The sequence below is a fragment of the Streptomyces sp. NPDC000229 genome, from assembly GCF_040300825.1.
Taxonomy (GTDB): domain Bacteria; phylum Actinomycetota; class Actinomycetes; order Streptomycetales; family Streptomycetaceae; genus Streptomyces.
In genome coordinates, this window is record NZ_JBEPEL010000034.1 from 1 (window position 1) to 17,068 (window position 17,068).

The 17,068-nt window shown below is 72.1% G+C and carries 16 protein-coding genes; 12 read left to right on the forward strand and 4 right to left on the reverse strand.

Annotated features, from left to right (window positions below):
- The first annotated feature begins 263 nt into the window (after positions 1–263).
- Both ABT360_RS18220 and mptB read left to right on the forward strand, forming a co-directional pair.
- The gene (locus tag ABT360_RS18220) at positions 264–1,100 is read left to right on the forward strand and encodes a S1 family peptidase (protein WP_351816901.1); all 837 of its coding nucleotides are present in this window, start codon (positions 264–266) and stop codon (positions 1,098–1,100) included.
- Between the two features lie 37 nt (positions 1,101–1,137).
- Complete coding sequence (gene mptB, locus ABT360_RS18225) at positions 1,138–2,601, forward strand: polyprenol phosphomannose-dependent alpha 1,6 mannosyltransferase MptB (protein WP_351816904.1); 1,464 nt, start codon at positions 1,138–1,140, stop codon at positions 2,599–2,601.
- On the opposite strand, the gene ABT360_RS18230 is transcribed toward mptB, so the two are convergent.
- Positions 2,598–4,172, reverse strand: coding sequence for an N-acyl-D-amino-acid deacylase family protein (locus ABT360_RS18230; protein WP_351816907.1), 1,575 nt, complete (start codon positions 4,170–4,172; stop codon positions 2,598–2,600). The two genes, mptB and ABT360_RS18230, sit on opposite strands and share 4 nt — an antisense overlap.
- Positions 4,173–4,184: 12 nt before the next feature.
- Complete coding sequence (locus ABT360_RS18235; RefSeq protein WP_351816910.1) at positions 4,185–5,465, reverse strand: amino acid deaminase; 1,281 nt, start codon at positions 5,463–5,465, stop codon at positions 4,185–4,187.
- Between the two features lie 158 nt (positions 5,466–5,623).
- Between ABT360_RS18235 and ABT360_RS18240 the strand changes: the two genes are divergently transcribed.
- From ABT360_RS18240 to ABT360_RS18250, 3 genes are read left to right on the forward strand one after another with little or no spacing between them, the layout of a single operon-like run.
- Positions 5,624–6,748 (forward strand): sugar kinase, encoded by a 1,125-nt coding sequence (locus tag ABT360_RS18240; RefSeq protein ID WP_444852268.1) that lies wholly within the window; start codon positions 5,624–5,626, stop codon positions 6,746–6,748.
- The gene (locus ABT360_RS18245) at positions 6,745–7,509 is read left to right on the forward strand and encodes an IclR family transcriptional regulator (protein WP_351816916.1); all 765 of its coding nucleotides are present in this window, start codon (positions 6,745–6,747) and stop codon (positions 7,507–7,509) included. The genes ABT360_RS18240 and ABT360_RS18245 overlap by 4 nt, the downstream gene beginning before the upstream one ends.
- On the forward strand, positions 7,506–7,910 hold the full coding sequence (locus tag ABT360_RS18250) for a RidA family protein (RefSeq protein WP_351816919.1): 405 nt from the start codon (positions 7,506–7,508) through the stop codon (positions 7,908–7,910). Before ABT360_RS18245 ends, ABT360_RS18250 begins: the two co-directional genes overlap by 4 nt.
- Positions 7,911–8,048: 138 nt before the next feature.
- Here the strand turns inward: ABT360_RS18250 and ABT360_RS18255 are convergent, their stop codons facing one another.
- Positions 8,049–9,386, reverse strand: a complete 1,338-nt coding sequence (locus tag ABT360_RS18255) for a M14 family metallopeptidase (RefSeq protein ID WP_351816922.1) — start codon at positions 9,384–9,386, stop codon at positions 8,049–8,051.
- Between the two features lie 177 nt (positions 9,387–9,563).
- Between ABT360_RS18255 and ABT360_RS18260 the strand changes: the two genes are divergently transcribed.
- Positions 9,564–10,856 (forward strand): Nramp family divalent metal transporter, encoded by a 1,293-nt coding sequence (locus tag ABT360_RS18260; protein ID WP_351816924.1) that lies wholly within the window; start codon positions 9,564–9,566, stop codon positions 10,854–10,856.
- A gap of 33 nt (positions 10,857–10,889) precedes the next feature.
- Positions 10,890–11,363 (forward strand): hypothetical protein, encoded by a 474-nt coding sequence (locus ABT360_RS18265; RefSeq protein WP_351816927.1) that lies wholly within the window; start codon positions 10,890–10,892, stop codon positions 11,361–11,363.
- Positions 11,364–11,366: 3 nt separating this feature from the next.
- Here ABT360_RS18265 and ABT360_RS18270 read toward each other — a convergent pair whose 3' ends face one another.
- Positions 11,367–13,085 (reverse strand): chitinase, encoded by a 1,719-nt coding sequence (locus ABT360_RS18270; protein WP_444852267.1) that lies wholly within the window; start codon positions 13,083–13,085, stop codon positions 11,367–11,369.
- 311 nt (positions 13,086–13,396) lie between these two features.
- Between ABT360_RS18270 and ABT360_RS18275 the strand changes: the two genes are divergently transcribed.
- The 5 genes from ABT360_RS18275 to ABT360_RS18295 all read left to right on the forward strand — a co-directional run bounded on the left by ABT360_RS18275 (position 13,397) and on the right by ABT360_RS18295 (position 17,061).
- A complete protein-coding gene (locus ABT360_RS18275) occupies positions 13,397–14,239 on the forward strand; it encodes a hypothetical protein (protein WP_351816930.1) in 843 nt (280 codons plus the stop codon).
- Positions 14,240–14,315: 76 nt separating this feature from the next.
- Entirely contained in the window at positions 14,316–15,038 is a 723-nt protein-coding gene (cpaB, locus tag ABT360_RS18280; RefSeq protein WP_351816933.1) for a Flp pilus assembly protein CpaB, read from the forward strand.
- A 7-nt stretch (positions 15,039–15,045) separates the two neighbouring features.
- Positions 15,046–16,293: an AAA family ATPase gene (locus ABT360_RS18285; RefSeq protein ID WP_351816936.1), complete on the forward strand. Its 1,248-nt coding sequence runs from the start codon at positions 15,046–15,048 to the stop codon at positions 16,291–16,293.
- A gap of 22 nt (positions 16,294–16,315) precedes the next feature.
- On the forward strand, positions 16,316–16,678 hold the full coding sequence (locus tag ABT360_RS18290) for a TadE family protein (RefSeq protein WP_351816939.1): 363 nt from the start codon (positions 16,316–16,318) through the stop codon (positions 16,676–16,678).
- Entirely contained in the window at positions 16,675–17,061 is a 387-nt protein-coding gene (locus ABT360_RS18295) for a TadE family protein (RefSeq protein ID WP_351816942.1), read from the forward strand. The genes ABT360_RS18290 and ABT360_RS18295 overlap by 4 nt, the downstream gene beginning before the upstream one ends.
- Positions 17,062–17,068 lie beyond the last annotated feature (7 nt).

Sequence of the window (17,068 nt, forward strand, 5' to 3'; positions counted from 1 at the left end):
TCAGAGAAACGCGCCCGCAGTCGGCGTACGACCGGGGTGTGGCCGTGCAGGGTCGCCCCCGCAGAGGTTGGCGGCGTCGGAAGGGCTTCCTACCGCCGAGACCCAAGGCCGCCGGCCTCGAGGAGGTGAGCCCGGAGGGGCCGCACCCCCCACCCACCGGCAGGCGCCGCACCGCTGCACGGCCGAAAACGCACTCCTCCCACCCCCGCCCCACCCCTCACAATGCGCATGACAAAGTCACCGCCCCAGAGGGGACCCCCCACATGCGTAAGCCTCTCGCCGGCGCGCTGCTCGCGCTCACGCTCCTCGGAGCCGGCGCCACAAGCGCCGCAGCGGCTCCGGCACCGGCCCCGGCTCCCACCACCAAGGCCGTCGACTTCGCCGGCACCGTCGCGCTGAGCAACTGCTCCGGTTCCGTCGTCCGCGTACCCGGCTCCCAGCCGAACGACCCGGCGCTCGTGCTGTCGAACGGGCACTGCCTGGAGAGCGGGATGCCCGGCCCCGGCACGGTCGTCGTCGACAAGCCCTCCACCCGCACCTTCAGCCTGCTCAACTCCGCCGGCACCAAGGTCGCCACGCTCCGCGCGTCCAAGATCGCGTACGCGACGATGACCGACACCGACGTGTCCCTGTACGAGCTGACCAGCACGTACGCCCAGATACAGGCGCGTCACAACATCAAGGCGCTGGAGCTGAACGCGACCCGCCCCGCCCAGGGCACCGCCATCAAGGTGGTCTCCGGCTACTGGAAGCGGATCTACAGCTGCTCCGTCGACGGCTTCGCGTACCGCCTGAAGGAAGCCGGCTGGACCATGAAGGACTCGGTCCGCTACACCGCCGCCTGCGACACCATCGGCGGCACCTCCGGGTCACCCGTCGTCGACACCGCCACCGGCAAGGTCGTCGCCGTCAACAACACCGGCAACGAGGACGGCGGGCGCTGCACCATGAACAACCCGTGCGAGGTCGACGAGAACGGCACCGTGACCGTCCGCCCCGGCATCAACTACGGCCAGCAGACGTACGGCATCGTCGCCTGCGTCGGCATCGGCAACAAGATCGACCTCGGGCGGCCGGGCTGCACGCTGCCCAAGCCGTAGCCGAGCGCGCCGGACCCGCCCGATAGGTTGGCGGGTCATGTGGGCAATGAGCGCTGTCGGGTACCGCCGGCTGGGCGCGGCCGGGTCGGTCGCGGCAGCCGCGGGCGGCTGGGCCGCCGGGGCACTGCCGGCCCGCGACCCGTGGGGGATCTGGGTCCCCCACGGGCCGGGGGTCACGGTGGCGGCGGCCGTCCTCGCGTACGCCGGGCTGACCCTCCTCGTGGTCGCCTGGTGGTGCTACGGACGGGCCGGCGCGTCCGTGCGGGAGACGCTGACCACGCTCGGCTGGTGGGCGGCCCCGCTGCTCCTCGCGCCGCCCCTGTACAGCGCCGACGTGTACAGCTACATCGCCCAGGGCGCGATGGTCCTGGAGGGCCACGACGTGTACGGCGCCGGGCCGTCCGTCCTGGACCCGAACGGTCTCGGCGGGGACGCCGCCGCGAGCGTCGGCGGGAACTGGACGGACACGCCCGCCCCGTACGGGCCGGTGTTCCTGGTGCCGGCACAGGCGGTGACCTGGGCCACCGGCGGGACGATCGTGCCCGCGGTGCTCGGCATGCGGCTGATCGCCCTGGCGGCGATGGCCCTGATCGTGTGGGCGCTGCGCCGACTGGGCCGGGAGCGCGGGGACGGCGGCGAGAGCGGTGCTCTCTGGCTCGGCGCGCTCAACCCGCTCCTGCTCATGCACGTGGTCGGCGGGATGCACAACGACGGGCTGATGATCGCCCTCATGCTCGCGGGCGTCGTCCTCGCGCGCCGCGGCCGCTGGATCCTGGGAAGCGCGGTCGTCGGGCTGGCGATGATGGTCAAGTCCCCGGCGGCCGTGGCGCTCCTCTTCATCGGCGTGATCGTCGGCAGGGCGGCGACCGGTCCGCTCCCGCGGCGCGTGGCGAAGGGGCTGCTGGCGCCCGGGGCGATCGCCGGCGCGGTGGCCGTCGGCGCCACGCTCGCCGCCGGCACCGGGTTCGGCTGGCTGCGCACGCAGAGCGTCGCCGGCACGATCCACACGGCGCTGTCGGCCACGAGCGACCTGGGCCTCGCCCTCGGAGAGCTACTGCACCTGCTGCTGGGCGCGGACCCGGACCCGGTCAAAACGGCCGTCCAGCGCCTCGGCCTCGCGGCGGCGCTCGCGTTCATCGCGTACCTGGCGTGGCGCTCCGCGCGCGGCCGCCTCGACCCGGTCCATGCCCTGGGCCTGGCGCTCGTCGCCCTGGTGGCCCTCTCCCCGATGGTCCAGCCCTGGTACCTGCTGTGGGGCGTCACCGTGGTGGCCGCCACGGCCTGGGACGGCCGCGCCGGCCGCGCCCTGATGGTGCTGTCCGCCGCCCTCGTCTACGAAACGGCGCCCTCCGGCCGCACCCCGTGGTACGGCTTCGCCCTGGCGGCCGTCGCGTGCGCCGTCGGGACGGTGCTCGTCCGCCGGGCCGGAGCCGCCGCCACGGAACCAGGCCGGGTGCCCGGCCCGCGCGCGGCGGTGCGGGACCGGGCCGACACCCGCTAGGACGCGGGCGTACGCCGGATCGCCCGTCCCGCCAGGACGTCCGTCCGCCGCCCGTCCTCGATGACGAAGCGGCCGTCGATCAGGACGTGGGGGATGCCGGTCGGGAGGGTGCGGGGGGCGTCGAAGGTGGAGCCCGCGGCGACCGTGTCCGGGTCGAAGAGGACCAGGTCGGCGCGGTGGCCCTCGCGGACCAGGCCCCGGTCGGGGAGGCGGAGGCGGGCGGCCGGGCGGGAGGTGAGGTGCGCGACCGTCTCCTCCAGCGACAGGACGCCCAGCTCACGCGCGTACCGCCCCAGGTAGTGCGGGAACGTGCCGTACGCGCGCGGGTGCGGCTTGGTGCCCTGGAGGATGCCGTCCGAGCCGCCCGTGTGGACGCGGTGGCGCATGATGGCCCGGACGTTCTCCTCGTGGCCGACGTGCTGGAGGATCGTCGTGCCGAGGCGGTCCTCCATCAGCAGGCGGCGGGCGGTGGTCCAGCCGTCGAGGCGCCGGCCGGTGAAGCCCGCCAGCGCCGGTTCCGAGACGCCCGAGATCTCGATGGTGTCCCACTCGACGGGTACGCCGTGACAGCCGTCCGAGCCGGTGACCTCCAGGTGGTGGCGTATCCGCTCGGCCGTCGCGCTGTCCCGCAGCCGGGCCAGGACCGCCTCCGGACCGCCCTCGCCCGCCCAGCTCGGCAGCAGCGCGACCAGTGTCGTGCAGCCGGGGGTGTAGGGATAGGTGTCGAGCGAGATGTCGGCGCCGTCCGCCAACGCCCTGTCGAGCAGCGCCAGCAGCTCGGGCGCCCTGCCCCTGTTCACACCGAAGTTCATGGTGGCGTGCGCCAGGTGCAGCGCGCAGCCCGCCTCGCCCGTGAGGGCGACCATCTCCTCGTACGCCTCCAGCGCGCCCGCGCCGTAACTGCGGTGGTGCGGGCAGTAGTAGCCGTCGTACGCCGCCACGACCCGGCACAGCTCGGTCAGTTCGGCGCCCCGCGCGTACATCCCGGGTGTGTAGGTGAGACCGGACGACATGCCGACCGCGCCCTGCTCCAGGCCCTCCGCCACGAGCTGCTTCATCCGGTCCAGCTCGGCGCCGGTCGGCGGGCGGTCCTCCCATCCCATGGCGTACGCGCGGACCGTGCCCTGCGGGACCAGGTACGCCGCGTTGACCGCGATGCCCTGCCGGTCCAGGCGGTCCAGGTATCCGGCGACGGTCCGCCAGTCGAAGTCGATGCCGGAGCCGTCGCCGTTCCAGCCGGTGACGGTCCGGCGGACCTCGTCCAGGGTGCGGTCGTCGGCCGGCGCGTACGACAGGCCGTCCTGCCCCAGCACTTCGAGCGTGACGCCCTGGGCGGCCTTGGCACTGTGGTCCGGGTCGCGGAGCAGCGCGAGGTCGCTGTGGGCGTGCATGTCGATGAAGCCGGGGGCCAGGACCAGCCCGTGCGCGTCCAGGACACGGGAGGCGGCCAGCGAGCGGTCGCCCTCCCGCCGGATCGCGGTGATCCTCCCGCCGCTGATACCGGTGTCGGCGCGGTACGACGGGCCACCTGTGCCGTCGACGACGCGTGCGTCCCGTATGACGAGGTCCATGCCGGCCCGCTCCTAGAAGAAGGTGCGGATGAGGTCGACGACCGTTCCGTCCGCCTCGACCAGCGGGATCAGCTGCCACTTGTCGAACGCCGTGCACGGGTGCGACAGGCCCATGCCGACCCAGTCGCCCACCTCCAGCCGGGCGTCGGCCGTCGTGTCCAGCCAGGCGTGCTGGTCGGACAGCTTGGTCACCGTGATCCCGTCCGCCGGGCGCACCGACCCGTCGCGCGCGGAGCGGACGACCTGCGCCTCGGGCAGGTGGAGGTCGTACGCGGCGTCCCGCTTGCCCGCGTTCACGAACGCCTGCTCCGGGGTGGGGCGCGACACCACCTGGGCCCACAGGCGGAACGCGGGCTGGAGGGCGCCCTCCTCCGGGACCCGGTTGAAGGGCGTGAGGTTGCGGTACTGGCCGTCGTCGTGCGACACGTACGCCCCGGAGCGCAGCAGCTTCAGCACCGGGCGGGACAGCGGCGGGAGTTCCGCGAACACCTCGGCGACCGTGTCGAACCAGGCGCTCCCGCCCGCGCTGACCACGATCTCGTCCAGGCCGTCCGGGAAGCGGCCCGCCTTGTCGAACTCGACCGCGAGGGACGTGAGGCGGTGCAGCCAGGCCCGTACGGTCCCGGGCGTCGCGCCCGGCACCTCGCCCTCGTACCCGGCGACGCCGACCAGCCGCAGCGTGCTCGTGGCGGCGACGGCGTCGGCGACGGCGGCGCAGTCCGCGTCCGTACGCGCCCCGGTGCGCGCGCCGTCGCCCGCGCCCAGCTCCACGACGACGTCGACGGGGCGCCGGGAACCGCGCAGGGACTGGTCCATCAGCTCGACGCCGCGTACGGAGTCGACGTAGCAGACGAAGCGGAAGTCCGGGTCCCGGTCCAGTTCGGCGGCCACCCAGCGCAGGGCGGCGGGGTCGACCAGCTCGTTGGCGAGGAAGATCCGCCGGATGCCGAACGCCCGGTAGACGCGGGCCTGGTGCGGCACCGCCGCCGTGATGCCCCAGGCACCGTACTCGACCTGCCGGTCGAACAACTGCGGTGCCATGGAGGTCTTGCCGTGCGGGGCGAAGGCGAGGCCGTGCCGCTCGGCGTACGTCTCCAGCAGCGCCAGGTTGTGTTCCAGGGCCTCGGCGGAGAGGGCGAGGACGGGGGTGGTGAACCCGCCGGTGAAGAGGTTGCGGCGCTGGGCGGCCAGCTCACCCACGGTCAGTCCGTCGGCGTCGACGGGCAGCCCCTTGAACCGGTGGTCGACGCGCTCGTCCTTGAGGTGCGCGGCCTTGAGGTGCTCGGCGGCCATGGCAGCCCCTCCCCATCTGTTGCATTGTGTGCAACGCTCATTGCGTATATCGCTCAGTGGTGTCTAACATCCGGCGGATGCCGGGTCAATGGATCCCGAGGACCCCGTGAGGAGCCCCCAGAGTGACCGCTAACGACGTCGTCTGTCTCGGCGAGTCCATGGTCACCTTCCTGCCTTCCCGTCCCGGCCGCCTCGCCGACGTGCCGTCCTTCACCCGCGCCATCGGAGGCGCCGAGTCCAACGTCGCCTGCGCGCTGGCCGCCGCCGGCCACCGGGTGAGGTGGGTCAGCCGCGTCGGCGCGGACGGCTTCGGGGACCACCTGGTGGAGGCCGTCGCCGCGTACGGGGTCGACACCACCGCCGTACGCCGTGACGCGCGCCGCCCGACCGGTGTCTACTTCCGCACGGCCACCGACCGGGCCACCGACGGCCATGAAGTCGTCTACTACCGGGCCGGGTCCGCCGCCTCCGCGATGTCCCCGGAAACCGTTCCGTACGAGGACCTCGCCACCGCCCGCATCCTCCACCTGTCGGGCATCACCGCCGCGCTCTCCGCCGACTGCCTGGCCCTGACGCGCACCCTCACCGCCCGCCGCCCCGGCCGCCCCCTGGTCTCCTTCGACGTCAACCACCGGCCGGGCCTGTGGCGCGGCGCCGACCCCTCCGTCCTCCTGGACCTCGCCCGCGGCGCCGACCTCGTCTTCGTCGGCGACGACGAGGCGGAGGCGGCGTGGGGCCTCCGGGACGCGGCGGCGATCCGCGACGCGCTTCCGGAGCCGGCGGTGCTGGTCGTCAAGCACGGCGGACGGGGCGCGACGGCCTACGCCCGCTGCGCGGCTTCATCGCCGGCCCCGCGCAGCGGCCACGCCACGGCCGCCCCCTCGGCCGCCGCGCATCCCGCCCCTGCGGCGCCCGCCCCCGCGGCCGCCGCCCCCTCGGCGGGGCGGAGTCCCGAGCGGCCCGGGGCGGCCCCCCGCGACGGCGACACCGTCACCTTCGTCCCGGCCCCCCGCGTCGACGTCGTCGCCCCCGTCGGAGCCGGGGACGCCTTCGCCGCCGGGTTCCTGTCCGCCACCCTCCGCGGGCTGCCCGTGCACCACCGCCTCCGCCACGGTCACCTCATGGCCGCCGCCGCGCTCACCGTGCCCGGCGACCTCGGCACCCCGCCCGCCACCGCACACGCCGACCGCCTCGCCGACCTGGACGAGGACGCCTGGGGGAGACTGCACCTCGGCCCCGGCTGGACGCGGACCGGGGAAGACCGGGAGGTACGTACGCCATGAGCCAGACCGTCGACCGCGCGCTCAGCATCCTGCCGCTGCTCGCGCAGGGCCCCGCCGACCTCGGGCAGGTCGCCGGCACCCTCGGCGTACACAAATCGACCGCCCTGCGGCTGCTGCGCACCCTCCACGAACACGGCCTGGTCTACCGCCAGGAGGACCAGCGCTACCGCCTCGGCGCCCGGCTGTTCGCCCTCGCGCAGGAAGCCGTCGAGAACCTCGACATCCGCGAGATCGCCCACCCCCACCTCGTACGGCTGGGCGAGGAGACCGGGCACACCGTGCACCTCGCCGTGTACGAGGAGGGCGAGGTGCTCTACATCGACAAGGTGGACAGCCGCTACCCGGTCCGCATGTACTCGCGCATCGGCAAACCCGTCGCCATCACCGTCGCCGCCGTGGCCAAGCTGCTGCTCGCCGACCTGCCCGAGCCCGAGCGCCGCGCGCTGGCGGCCAAGCTCGACTACCCCATGTACACGCCCCGTTCGATCCCCAACGCCGCCGCGTTCCTCCAGGAGCTGGCGGCCGTACGCGAAAAGGGATGGGCCACCGACCTCGGCGGCCACGAGGAGTCCATCAACTGCGTCGCCGCTCCCATCCGCGGCGCGGACGGGCGGGCCGTCGCCGCCATGTCGGTGTCCGCCCCGAACGTCGTCGTCACCGCGGACGAACTCCTCACCCTCCTCCCGCTGGTACGCCGCACCGCCGACGCCATCAGCCACGAGTACTCAGGAACCACCTCACCCAAGGAAGCGACCGCATGACCGAGAAGACCGCGATCACCCCCGCCACCCACACCGCCCCGCCCGCCCGCTTCTCCCACGGGGTGCGCAAGGGCAACATCCTCCAGGTCGCCGGCCAGGTCGGCTTCCTCCCCGCCGTCGAGGGCCAGGCACCGGCCCCGGCCGGCCCGACGCTGCGCGAGCAGACCCTCAAGACCCTCGCCAACGTCGAGGCGGTCCTGAAGGAGGGTGGCGCGAGCTGGGACGACGTGATGATGATGCGCGTCTACCTCACGGACACGGCGCACTTCGCCGAGATGAACGAGATCTACGACGAGTACTTCGCGCATCTGACCGTGCCCCCCGCCGCCCGTACGACGGTCTACGTCGGTCTCCCCGCCGGCCTGCTCATCGAGATCGACGCCATGGCGGTCCTGGACTGATCCCCCCGCACCGGCCCCCGCGGCACGGCACGGCATGCCCACCCCGCAGCGCGCCCGGCGGCGCTGCCGAGCCCGCCGGCGGGGCGGGTACTCCGGCGCGGTACGGCCCCAGAGCCGCACCGCGCCGGGTCGTGCGCACTAGGCGCAGTACTGCTGCTCCTTGCCGATGGACCGGTACATGCAGTCGGCGTTCTCGATCAGTTGAAGGACCGCGTCGCGGTTGCGGCTCGTCTCGCGCTCGATGACCTCGTCCGGCGGGTAGAAGCCGCCGCCCGAGGCGGAACGCGGGTACATCTCGAAGGTGTAGCCGAAGATCTTGTGCGCGCCCCACAGGTAGTCGTCGATGGACCCGTCCGTGATGTACAGGTCGCTCGACTGCTCGGGCGTGTAGCCGTTGCTCGCGGCCATCTTGCGGCCGACCGTGGCGAAGGCGTCACGGTCGTCCTGGGTGAGGCCGGGGGCGGTGTCGTTGTAGGTGTAGCCGTAGGGCCACAGGATGAGTTCGCTGTACGTGTGGAAGTCGACGCCCGCCTTGATCTGCTGCTTGCCGCCGACCACCCGGGAGCGGACGAAGTCGGCGACGACCTTCACCTCGGGGGCGGACTCGGGGGCGCTGCCCCGGTAGGTGTCGGAGCTCGGGGAGCCGGAGGAGCCGCCGCAGCAGCCCCACTTGAAGTTCCAGTTGCGGTTCATGTCCGTGCCGATGTACGACGAGCCGGAGTTGGGCTGCCGGTTCTTGCGCCAGCTGCGGTAGGAGCCGGAGGCGATGTCGTACTCGCCGCCGTCCGGGTTGAGGTCCGGCACGATCCAGATCTCGCGGTTGTTGACGGCGTTGGTGATGCGGGAGTCCTTCCCGTACCCCGCGCCGAACTCGCGCAGCAGGTACAGCGCCATCTCGACGGTGAGGTGCTCGCGGGCGTGCTGGTGGTGGGTGAAGAGGACCTCGGGCTCGTTCTCGTCCGTGGCGACGTTGTCGCTGATCTTGATGGCGACGATGTCGCGGCCCTGGTACGACTTGCCGATGACGCGGCGGCTCATGATGCCCGGGTACTGCTGGAGCCGCTGGCCGATCTCCGCGTTCATCTCGGCGTAGTTGTGGTAGCGGGCGTCGGCGGAGGGGAAGTCCATGGCGCCGACCGCCTTGCCGCCGGTCCGGTCGGGCGGGGCGGGCAGCGCCTCCAGCTTGTGGCCCAGGGCGCGCAGCGTGCGCGCCTGCTCGGCGTTGGCGCTGACGACGACCGCGTGGGAGTCGGCCTCGTCGATCGAGACGCCGGTGGCGGCGAGGGCGGTGCGTTCGGCCGGGGTGGACGGGCCGTGGATCTCGTACTGCCGGATGACCTCCTCCGCGGTGGCGGCGGAGGCGGCGGGTATGTCCGTGGGTGGTGCGGTCGCGGTGGCGGTGAGCGGCGCCGCGACGGCGAGCGCCAGGAGGGCCGTGAGGGTGGCGGACCTTCTGCCGCGTATGCGCATGCGCATGTCGTCTCCTGCGGTGGGGGTACGGAGTGGGTTGCCCCGTGCGACGCATCGTCCGGCGATGGCATGAGCGCGTCAAGTAGGCCTCCGGTCACGGCCGCCGGTGCGCACCCCTTGCGCGATCACCACGCCCCGCGCTTTGGTGACGTGACGTCGGGTGAACGAAAGGCGGCACAACGCATGGCAGAGACCGCGCAGCAGAGCGGCACCGAGGGGACGGGGCCCCGGCTCCGCAAGGCGAGCTGGCGCTACATCGGGCCCGGGATCGTGGTGGCCGCGACCGGTGTCGGAGCCGGAGACCTCGTCGCCACGCTCATCGCGGGCAGCAAGTTCGGTTACACGCTCCTGTGGGCCGCCGTCATCGGCTGCCTCATCAAGATCTCGCTCGCCGAGGCCGCCGGCCGCTGGCACCTGGCCACCGGCCGCACCCTCTTCGACGGCTGGCGCAGCCTCGGCCGGTGGACGACCGTCTACTTCGCGGTGTACGTGGCCATCTGGGGCTTCGTCTACGGCGCGGCCGCCATGTCCTCCAGCGCCCTGCCCCTCCAGGCGCTCTTCCCGGGCGTCATGGACCTCAAGTGGTGGGCCGTCCTGTGCGGTGCGGGCGGACTGGTCTTCGTCTGGTTCAACCGGTACGCCGTCTTCGAGAAGGTCATGACGATCCTCGTCGGCGTCATGTTCGTCGTCACCGTCTACCTCGCCATCCGCGTCACCCCGCACCTCGGTGAAGCGTTCGCCGGCCTCGCGCCCGTCCTCCCGGACGGTTCGCTGATCTACACCCTCGGCCTGATCGGCGGCGTCGGCGGCACGATCACGCTGGCCGCGTACGGCTACTGGGTCAACGCCAAGGGCTGGACGGACACCTCCTGGATGAAGGTGATGCGCCTCGACAACCGCGTCGCCTACATCACCACCGGCATCTTCGTCGTCGCCATGCTCTTCGTCGGCGCAGAACTGCTCCACTCCTCCGGTGTCGCGCTCGCCAAGGGCGACAAGGGGCTCCTGGACCTCGGCGGCGTCCTGGAGGACCAGTACGGCACGGTCACCGCCAAGCTGTTCCTCATCGGCTTCTTCGCCACCTCCATCACCTCCCTCATCGGCGTCTGGCACGGCGTGAGCCTGATGTTCGCCGACTTCGTCACCCACTTCCGCAAGCGCGTCGCGACCACCGGGGAAGAGGTGGCGGCCGGCTCCCGCGAGAAGTCGCTGCCCTTCCGCGCGTACCTGCTGTGGCTGACGTTCCCGCCGATGTCCCTGCTCTTCCTGGACCAGCCGTTCGGCCTGGTCATCGTCTACGGCGTGATCGGCGCCTTCTTCATGCCGTTCCTCGCCCTCACCCTGGTCTGGCTCCTCAACTCCTCCCGGACCCCGAGTGAATGGCGCAACGGCTGGCTGAGCAACGGCGTTCTGGGCGCGGCGGGAGTGCTGTTCCTGGTGCTGTGCGTGCAGCAGGTGCGCGAGCTGCCCTGGTAAGGCGGACCGGGCGGGCTGGCCATACTGGGAGACATGACGACGCCTCCCGGGTTCGGCCCGCCGATACCGATCCAGCCGCCGTACGGCGCGCCGCCGCAGGCGCCGTACGGCGGCCCGGCCCCGTACCAGGCCCCCGCCCCCGCCCCGTACAACGCCCCCTACGGAACTCCTCACGGGGCTCCTCACGCGGCTCCCTACGGAACGCCGCCGCCGCCCGTCGACGGGCCGGAGTTCGTGGCGCACGACCGGCGCAACTCCGTGATCGTGGACCCGTCCGGGGTGTCCCTGGAGATCAACGGCCACACCATGGACTTCCCCTGGGCCGCCATCGCCACGGTGCACCACGCCGCCTCCCCGCACGGCGGGGCCGTCCTCATGGTGGCCGTCGCCCACCCCAGCGGCATGCTGTACGAGTGCCGCGTCGACGCGCGCCGCAAGGCCCAGCTCCACCAGTGGCTGGCGGAACTGGGCCCCGTACTGCACCACTACCTGGCGAACCGGGCGTGACTCCTACGGCAGGTTGTGGACGTGCGGTCCCACCGCGTTCGACCAGGCGTTGCCGGCCGTCGCGTCCCAGTTCGTGGACCAGGTCATCGCCCCGCGCAGCGCCGGGTAGGTCTTCGACGGCTTGAAGGAGCCGCAGCCGGTGCCGCGTGTCAGGCAGTCCAGCGCGTTCTTCACGACCGACGGGTCGACGTAGCCGCTGCCCGCGCCACGCGGTGAGGCGGGGACGCCCAGGCCCACCTGGGAGGCGTCCAGGCCGCCCTCCAGCTGGATGCAGGCCAGGGCGGTGAGGAAGTCCACCGACCCCTGCGCGTACACCTTGCCGTCGCAGCCCAGCATCGAACCGCTGTTGTAGTACTGCATGTTGACCACCGTGAGGATGTCCTTCACGGCCAGGGCCGTCTTGAAGTACTCCGTCCCGGGGTTCTGCATGTCGATGGTCTGCGGGGCCATGGTCAGCATCATCGACGGCCCGGCCTTCGCCGACAGCCGGCGCAGCGCCTTCGTCAGGTAGGTGGAGTTGATGCCGTGCTCCAGGTCGATGTCGACGCCGCTGAAGCCGTACTCCTGCATCAGGGCGTACGCGCTGTCGGCGAAGGCCGTCGCCGACGCGTCGCTGTTGATGGTGACGTTGCCCTTCTCGCCGCCCACGGAGATGATCACCGACTTGCCGGCGGCCTTCTTGGCCGCGATGTCTGCCTTGAAGTCGGCGACCGAGGCGTAACCGACGGCCGGGTCGAGGTTGAAGACGATCCGACCGGGCGTGGCGGTCGAGTCGGCGAACGAGACGGCGATGATGTCGTACTGCGCCGGAACGTCCCGCAGCTTCTGCACGGTGGCGCCGTTGTCGAAGTTCTGCCAGTAGCCGGTCACCGCGTGACGCGGCACCGCGGGGTTGGGGTTCGGCCCGGTGGTCGAGGTCCTGGCGGTCACCGCCGTGGACTTCGCCGACTCACCGGCCGTGTTCGTCGCGCTGACCTGGAAGCTGTACGAGGTGTTCGCGGCCAGCCCGGTCACGGTCGCCGACACCCCGGTCACCGCCTGGACCCTGGTGCCGTCCCGGTAGACGTGGTAGCCGGTCGCGCCGGAGACGGGGGTCCAGCTCAGGGTGACGGACGACGAGGTCACCGCACCGGCCGTGAGCCCGGCGGGCGTGGCGGGCACCACCGGGTCGGGGTCGCCGCCCCCGCCCCCGTCGGGGCCGAAGACCGAGATGTCGTCCGCGTAGTAGGCGGCCTGCCCGTACCAGCCGTGCGTGTAGACCGTCACGGACGTGGTGTTCGCGCCCGTGGTGAAGCGGGTGGTCAGCTGTTTCCAGCCGGCCGAGTCCGGCGTCCACGTCGACACGTCCGTCGTCCCGGTGCCGCTCGCGCCGAGGTAGGCGTACCCGCCCTGCACCCAGGCGCTCAGCGTGTACGTGGAGTTGGGCCTGACCGCCACGGTCTGGGAGCACCGGGCGTTGTCCTGGCCGCCGGGCGTGGCCTTCAGCGCGGCGGCCCCACCGTGCACGGGCGAGGAGACGGTGGTGCCGCTGCCCGCCGAGCAGGTCCAGTTGGCGAGGCCGGACTCGAAGCCGGCGTTCCTGGCGACGTTGACGTCGGCGGCGTGGGCGGTGCCGGTCGCCGCACCGGTGAGGGCGAGCCCGGCGCCCACGGCCAGCGCCAGGCCTCCTCCGAGCCATCGGCCGTGACGGGCGCGTCTGCGCGTGCGGTGTGAGGGGTCCACGTGCTGCCTCCGGTGGGGGAGTCGGGGAGGTGCTGGGGAACGGTGGCCACCGCCGTTTCCGTAAAGTTGGTCCAGACCAATCGACTTGTCAAGACCTCTGTAAAGAAACAGGAGTTAACCACTGACGCCTTCGTCCTGATTGGTCACCCGAACGTCATCCACGCATTGCGACCGAGCGATCTGAAAGCTGTTCTCTGCCCCCTGAGACGTGGCTAAAGTGCGGGTGGGCAGGAGTGAGCGTGGAGGAGCAGGCAGAGCAGGTGTCTGCGGTTCGCCGGAATCCCGGTGGCCGGAGCTGAACGGGGAACAGCGTGCCGACCGCAATTGCCGTGACCAGCGCCGATCTGGTGCTACCGCCGACCGACCACCAGACCCCCACGGCGGCCCTGCTGCAGCCGCCCGGTGTGCAGCCGCTGGACGCCGCCGTCGCGGACATGCAGGTCATGGTCGAACAGCACGGCTACGTCGTCGCCCTCTACCCCGCGTCCCTCCCCGCACCCCACGAACGCCGCCTGCACACCGTCCGGTCGGTCCTGGAGAGCGACCGCATCGCCCTGCTGAAGCTGGACCTCCCCCCGCTGGGCGTCGCCGTGCTCGTGCGCCAGCTCCGCCAGTTGTCCGCCTGCGACTTCGGCGCGGGCGTCCTCGCCTCCGCCGCCCGGCTGCTGGCCCACTACATCTACGCGGGAGCGCTGCTCAACACGGTCACCCGGCTCGACCGCGTCCCCGTGAGCCTGAAGTCCCACGCCAAGTCGTGGGTCCCCGGCTCCCAGTTCGGCGTCCTCGCCAACCCCGCACCGCAGCTGATCAAGGTCGGCACCGGCGAGCAGCTCGCCGGGCCCGAGTTCGGTACGCAGCTGATGCTGGCGCGGGGCCGGCTGGCGTCCGACTGGGTCACCGAATCCCTGGCGCCCGCCTGGCGGGTCCAGGGTGTCGTGGAGAGCCCGCTGCCGGCCGAATCCCCGAAATGGTGGGGAACCGCGAAGCTGATCGAATTCGCCGCCTTTCTCCCCGACATCTCGGTCCTCTACCAACTCGTCGCATCGGTGCGGCGGGAGGTCTGTTCCTGGTGCGGAATCGACCTCATAGGAGACCGCTGCGGATTCTGCTCGGCCCCGCTCGTGCCGCCCGAGCCCAGCCAGGAAACGGCATGAGGCCCCCGCCGCGTCCCCGGCCGCCTTCGTGCCCACGTCCACCACGCCTACGTCTCCTCACGAGGTTGCCCCGCCCATGAATTCACGTCAGCGCCGCGGTGTCATTCTCCTGGTCCTCTCGATCCTGTGCGCCTTCGGCGCGTTCGCCGGCGTGGTCACGGTGATCAGCGACGTGAATTCGAAGGTCGGTCCGGAAGTCGACGCGTACGAACTGAAAGCCGACGTGGCGGCCTACACGGCACTTCAGCCCGGCCAGTTCCAGAAGATAAAGATGCCCGAGCGCTGGCTATCCGGAAACGCCGTCACCGACCTCTCCGTGGTCAAGGACAAAATCGCCGTCACCGACCTCAAGAAGGGCTCACTGCTCCAGGAGGACATGATCGCCAGACGGCCCGCGCTGGAAAGCGGCCAGCAGGAGATCGCCATCATGATCGACGCCGCCACCGGCGTCGCCGGAAAGATCACGGCCGGCTCGCTGGTGAACATCTTCGCCACCTTCGACGACGACAACCGCGAAAAGGGCGCCGTCGCCGAGTCCCGCATCATCGTCGCCAACGCCCGCGTCCTCGACGTCGGCAAGCTCACCCCGCTCGACGGCAAGCGGGACGACAACCGGGGCATCGGCATCCGCGAAGCCGTACCGATCACCTTCGCCCTCTCCACCACCGACGCCCAGCGCGTGGCGTACGCGGAGTCCTTCGCCGAGCACGTACGGCTCGCGCTGCTGCCCAGGAACAGCCCCACCGTCCTCCGGCCCGGCGAGGGCAGCTACACGCTCGACGAAGACAAGAACAAGTGAGGGCCGGATGACCACACGCATCCTCCCGGTCGTCGGTGACGCCGACGCCGCCCGATCCATCACCACCCTCCTCAGCCAGCTCCCCGACGCCGAACCGGCCGGCCCGGTCGCCGACTCGACCTCGCTGATCGACACCCTGGCCCGGCTCGCCGCCGAGTCCCTGGAAGAACTGCCCGAGGTGGTGCTGGTCCACGGCGGGATCGGGCCCGTCCCGGCACTCGAACTCATCCGGGAGGTCGCCCTCCGCTTCCCGGCCGTCGGCGTCGTCCTCGTCACCGCCGAAGCGGGCCCCGGCCTCTACTCGGCGGCCATGGACTCCGGCGCCCGCGGCCTGGTCGGCATGCCCCTGTCGTACGAGGAGCTCGCCCAGCGCGTCCAGTCCGCGGCCGCCTGGTCCGTGGGCGTACGGCGCCACCTCGGACAGGGCGGCGACGTCTTCACCGGGCCGGGCGGCCGGGTGGTCACCGTGAGCGGCGCCAAGGGCGGGGTCGGCACCACCGTCACCGCGGTGCAGCTCGCCCTCGCCGCCCGGGCGTCCGGCCTGAGCGTCGCGCTGGCGGACCTGGACCTCCAGTCCGGGGACGTCGCGTCCTACCTGGACGTGCAGTTCCGGCGGTCCATCGTGGACCTCGCCGCCATCCAGGACATATCGCCGCGGGTGCTCCAGGACGCCCTGTACACCCACCAGTCCGGCATCGGCCTGCTGCTGGCCCCCGGGGAGGGGGAGCGGGGCGAGGACGTCACCGACCGGTCGGTCCGCCAGATCGTCAGCGCGCTGCGCAACCGCTACGAGGTCGTCGTCATCGACTGCGGCACGCACCTCGACAGCGCCAATGCCGCCGCCGTCGAGATGGCCGACACCACGCTGCTGGTCGTCACGCCCGACGTGGTGGCCGTCCGCGCCGCCAAACGCGTGGTCCGGCTCTGGGACCGGCTCCAGATCCGCAAGGCGGAGGAGACGGTGACGGTCGTCAACCGGCACATCAGGAACACGGAGATCCAGCCGCAGCTCGTCGAGAAGATCACCGGCACGCGCGTCGCGAGGACCTCCGTACCCGCGAACTTCAAGGAACTCCAGTCGGTCGTCGACGCCGGCCGGATGCAGGACCTGGAGGCCAAGTCCTCCGTCAAGCAGGCGCTGTGGGCATTGGCGGGCGAGCTGGGGATCGTGAAGGTGCCGGAAGGGGAAAGCAGGCAGGGGAAGTTCCGCGGCGACCGGGGCTCGGTGGGCCTCCGGCGGGCACGCGGCAAATAGCCCGGAGGGGGCGGGGTGGGTCATGAGACGCCGTTACGGAAGTGACCGGGGACAGGTCGCGGTCGAGTTCACCGGGATGGTCCCGGTCGTCCTCGGCGTGATCGTCCTGCTCTGGCAGGCCGCCCTCGTCGGCTACGCCTGGTCGCTGGCGGGCAACGCCGCCGACGAGGCGGCCCGGGCGGGCACCGTGGGCGGGGCCGGGGCGTGTGCGGCGGCCGCGCAGGGGAGCGTGTCGGGGGCGTGGACGGTGACCCCGGCGTGCGGTACGGAGGGCGACCTGTACACGGCCTCGGTGCGGGTGAACGTCCCCGTGCTGTTCCCCGGCTTCGACATCCCCGTACCGGTGGAGGGCACGGCGTCCGCGGCGAGGGAGGGCGACCGATGACGTCGCCGTACGCGTGGCGGAGGCACCGCCGCGGCGAGGCCGGCCAGTCGGCCGTCGAGTTCGTCGGCTGGGTCACCGTGCTGCTCATCGCCGCCCTGGCGGCCGTCCAGCTCGGGTTCGTGGCGTACGCGGTGCAGCAGGCGGGTACGGCGTCGAGGGCGGCGGCGCGGGTGGCGTCGCAGGGCGGCGACGGCTCTTCCGCCGGATACGGCGCGATGAGCTCCTGGCTGGCCGACGGCGCGAGCATCGAGGCTCCGCCGGGCGGCGGAGACCAGGTCACCGCCACGGCCACCGTCCCCATTCCCTCCGTCCTCCCGCTCTTCACCTTCCCCAGCGCCCAGAGGTCCACCACCATGCCCGTCACCACGCCCGCCACCGACTGAGGGAGTT

Coding starts and splice junctions, on each gene's coding strand:
- ABT360_RS18220 (WP_351816901.1), top strand. CDS start 264: ATGCGTAAGCCTCTCGCCGGCGCGCTGCTCGCGCTCACGCTCCTCGGA.
- mptB (WP_351816904.1), top strand. CDS start 1,138: ATGTGGGCAATGAGCGCTGTCGGGTACCGCCGGCTGGGCGCGGCCGGG.
- ABT360_RS18230 (WP_351816907.1), bottom strand. CDS start 4,172: ATGGACCTCGTCATACGGGACGCACGCGTCGTCGACGGCACAGGTGGC.
- ABT360_RS18235 (WP_351816910.1), bottom strand. CDS start 5,465: ATGGCCGCCGAGCACCTCAAGGCCGCGCACCTCAAGGACGAGCGCGTC.
- ABT360_RS18240 (WP_444852268.1), top strand. CDS start 5,624: ATGGTCACCTTCCTGCCTTCCCGTCCCGGCCGCCTCGCCGACGTGCCG.
- ABT360_RS18245 (WP_351816916.1), top strand. CDS start 6,745: ATGAGCCAGACCGTCGACCGCGCGCTCAGCATCCTGCCGCTGCTCGCG.
- ABT360_RS18250 (WP_351816919.1), top strand. CDS start 7,506: ATGACCGAGAAGACCGCGATCACCCCCGCCACCCACACCGCCCCGCCC.
- ABT360_RS18255 (WP_351816922.1), bottom strand. CDS start 9,386: ATGCGCATGCGCATACGCGGCAGAAGGTCCGCCACCCTCACGGCCCTC.
- ABT360_RS18260 (WP_351816924.1), top strand. CDS start 9,564: ATGGCAGAGACCGCGCAGCAGAGCGGCACCGAGGGGACGGGGCCCCGG.
- ABT360_RS18265 (WP_351816927.1), top strand. CDS start 10,890: ATGACGACGCCTCCCGGGTTCGGCCCGCCGATACCGATCCAGCCGCCG.
- cpaB (WP_351816933.1), top strand. CDS start 14,316: ATGAATTCACGTCAGCGCCGCGGTGTCATTCTCCTGGTCCTCTCGATC.
- ABT360_RS18285 (WP_351816936.1), top strand. CDS start 15,046: ATGACCACACGCATCCTCCCGGTCGTCGGTGACGCCGACGCCGCCCGA.
- ABT360_RS18290 (WP_351816939.1), top strand. CDS start 16,316: ATGAGACGCCGTTACGGAAGTGACCGGGGACAGGTCGCGGTCGAGTTC.
- ABT360_RS18295 (WP_351816942.1), top strand. CDS start 16,675: ATGACGTCGCCGTACGCGTGGCGGAGGCACCGCCGCGGCGAGGCCGGC.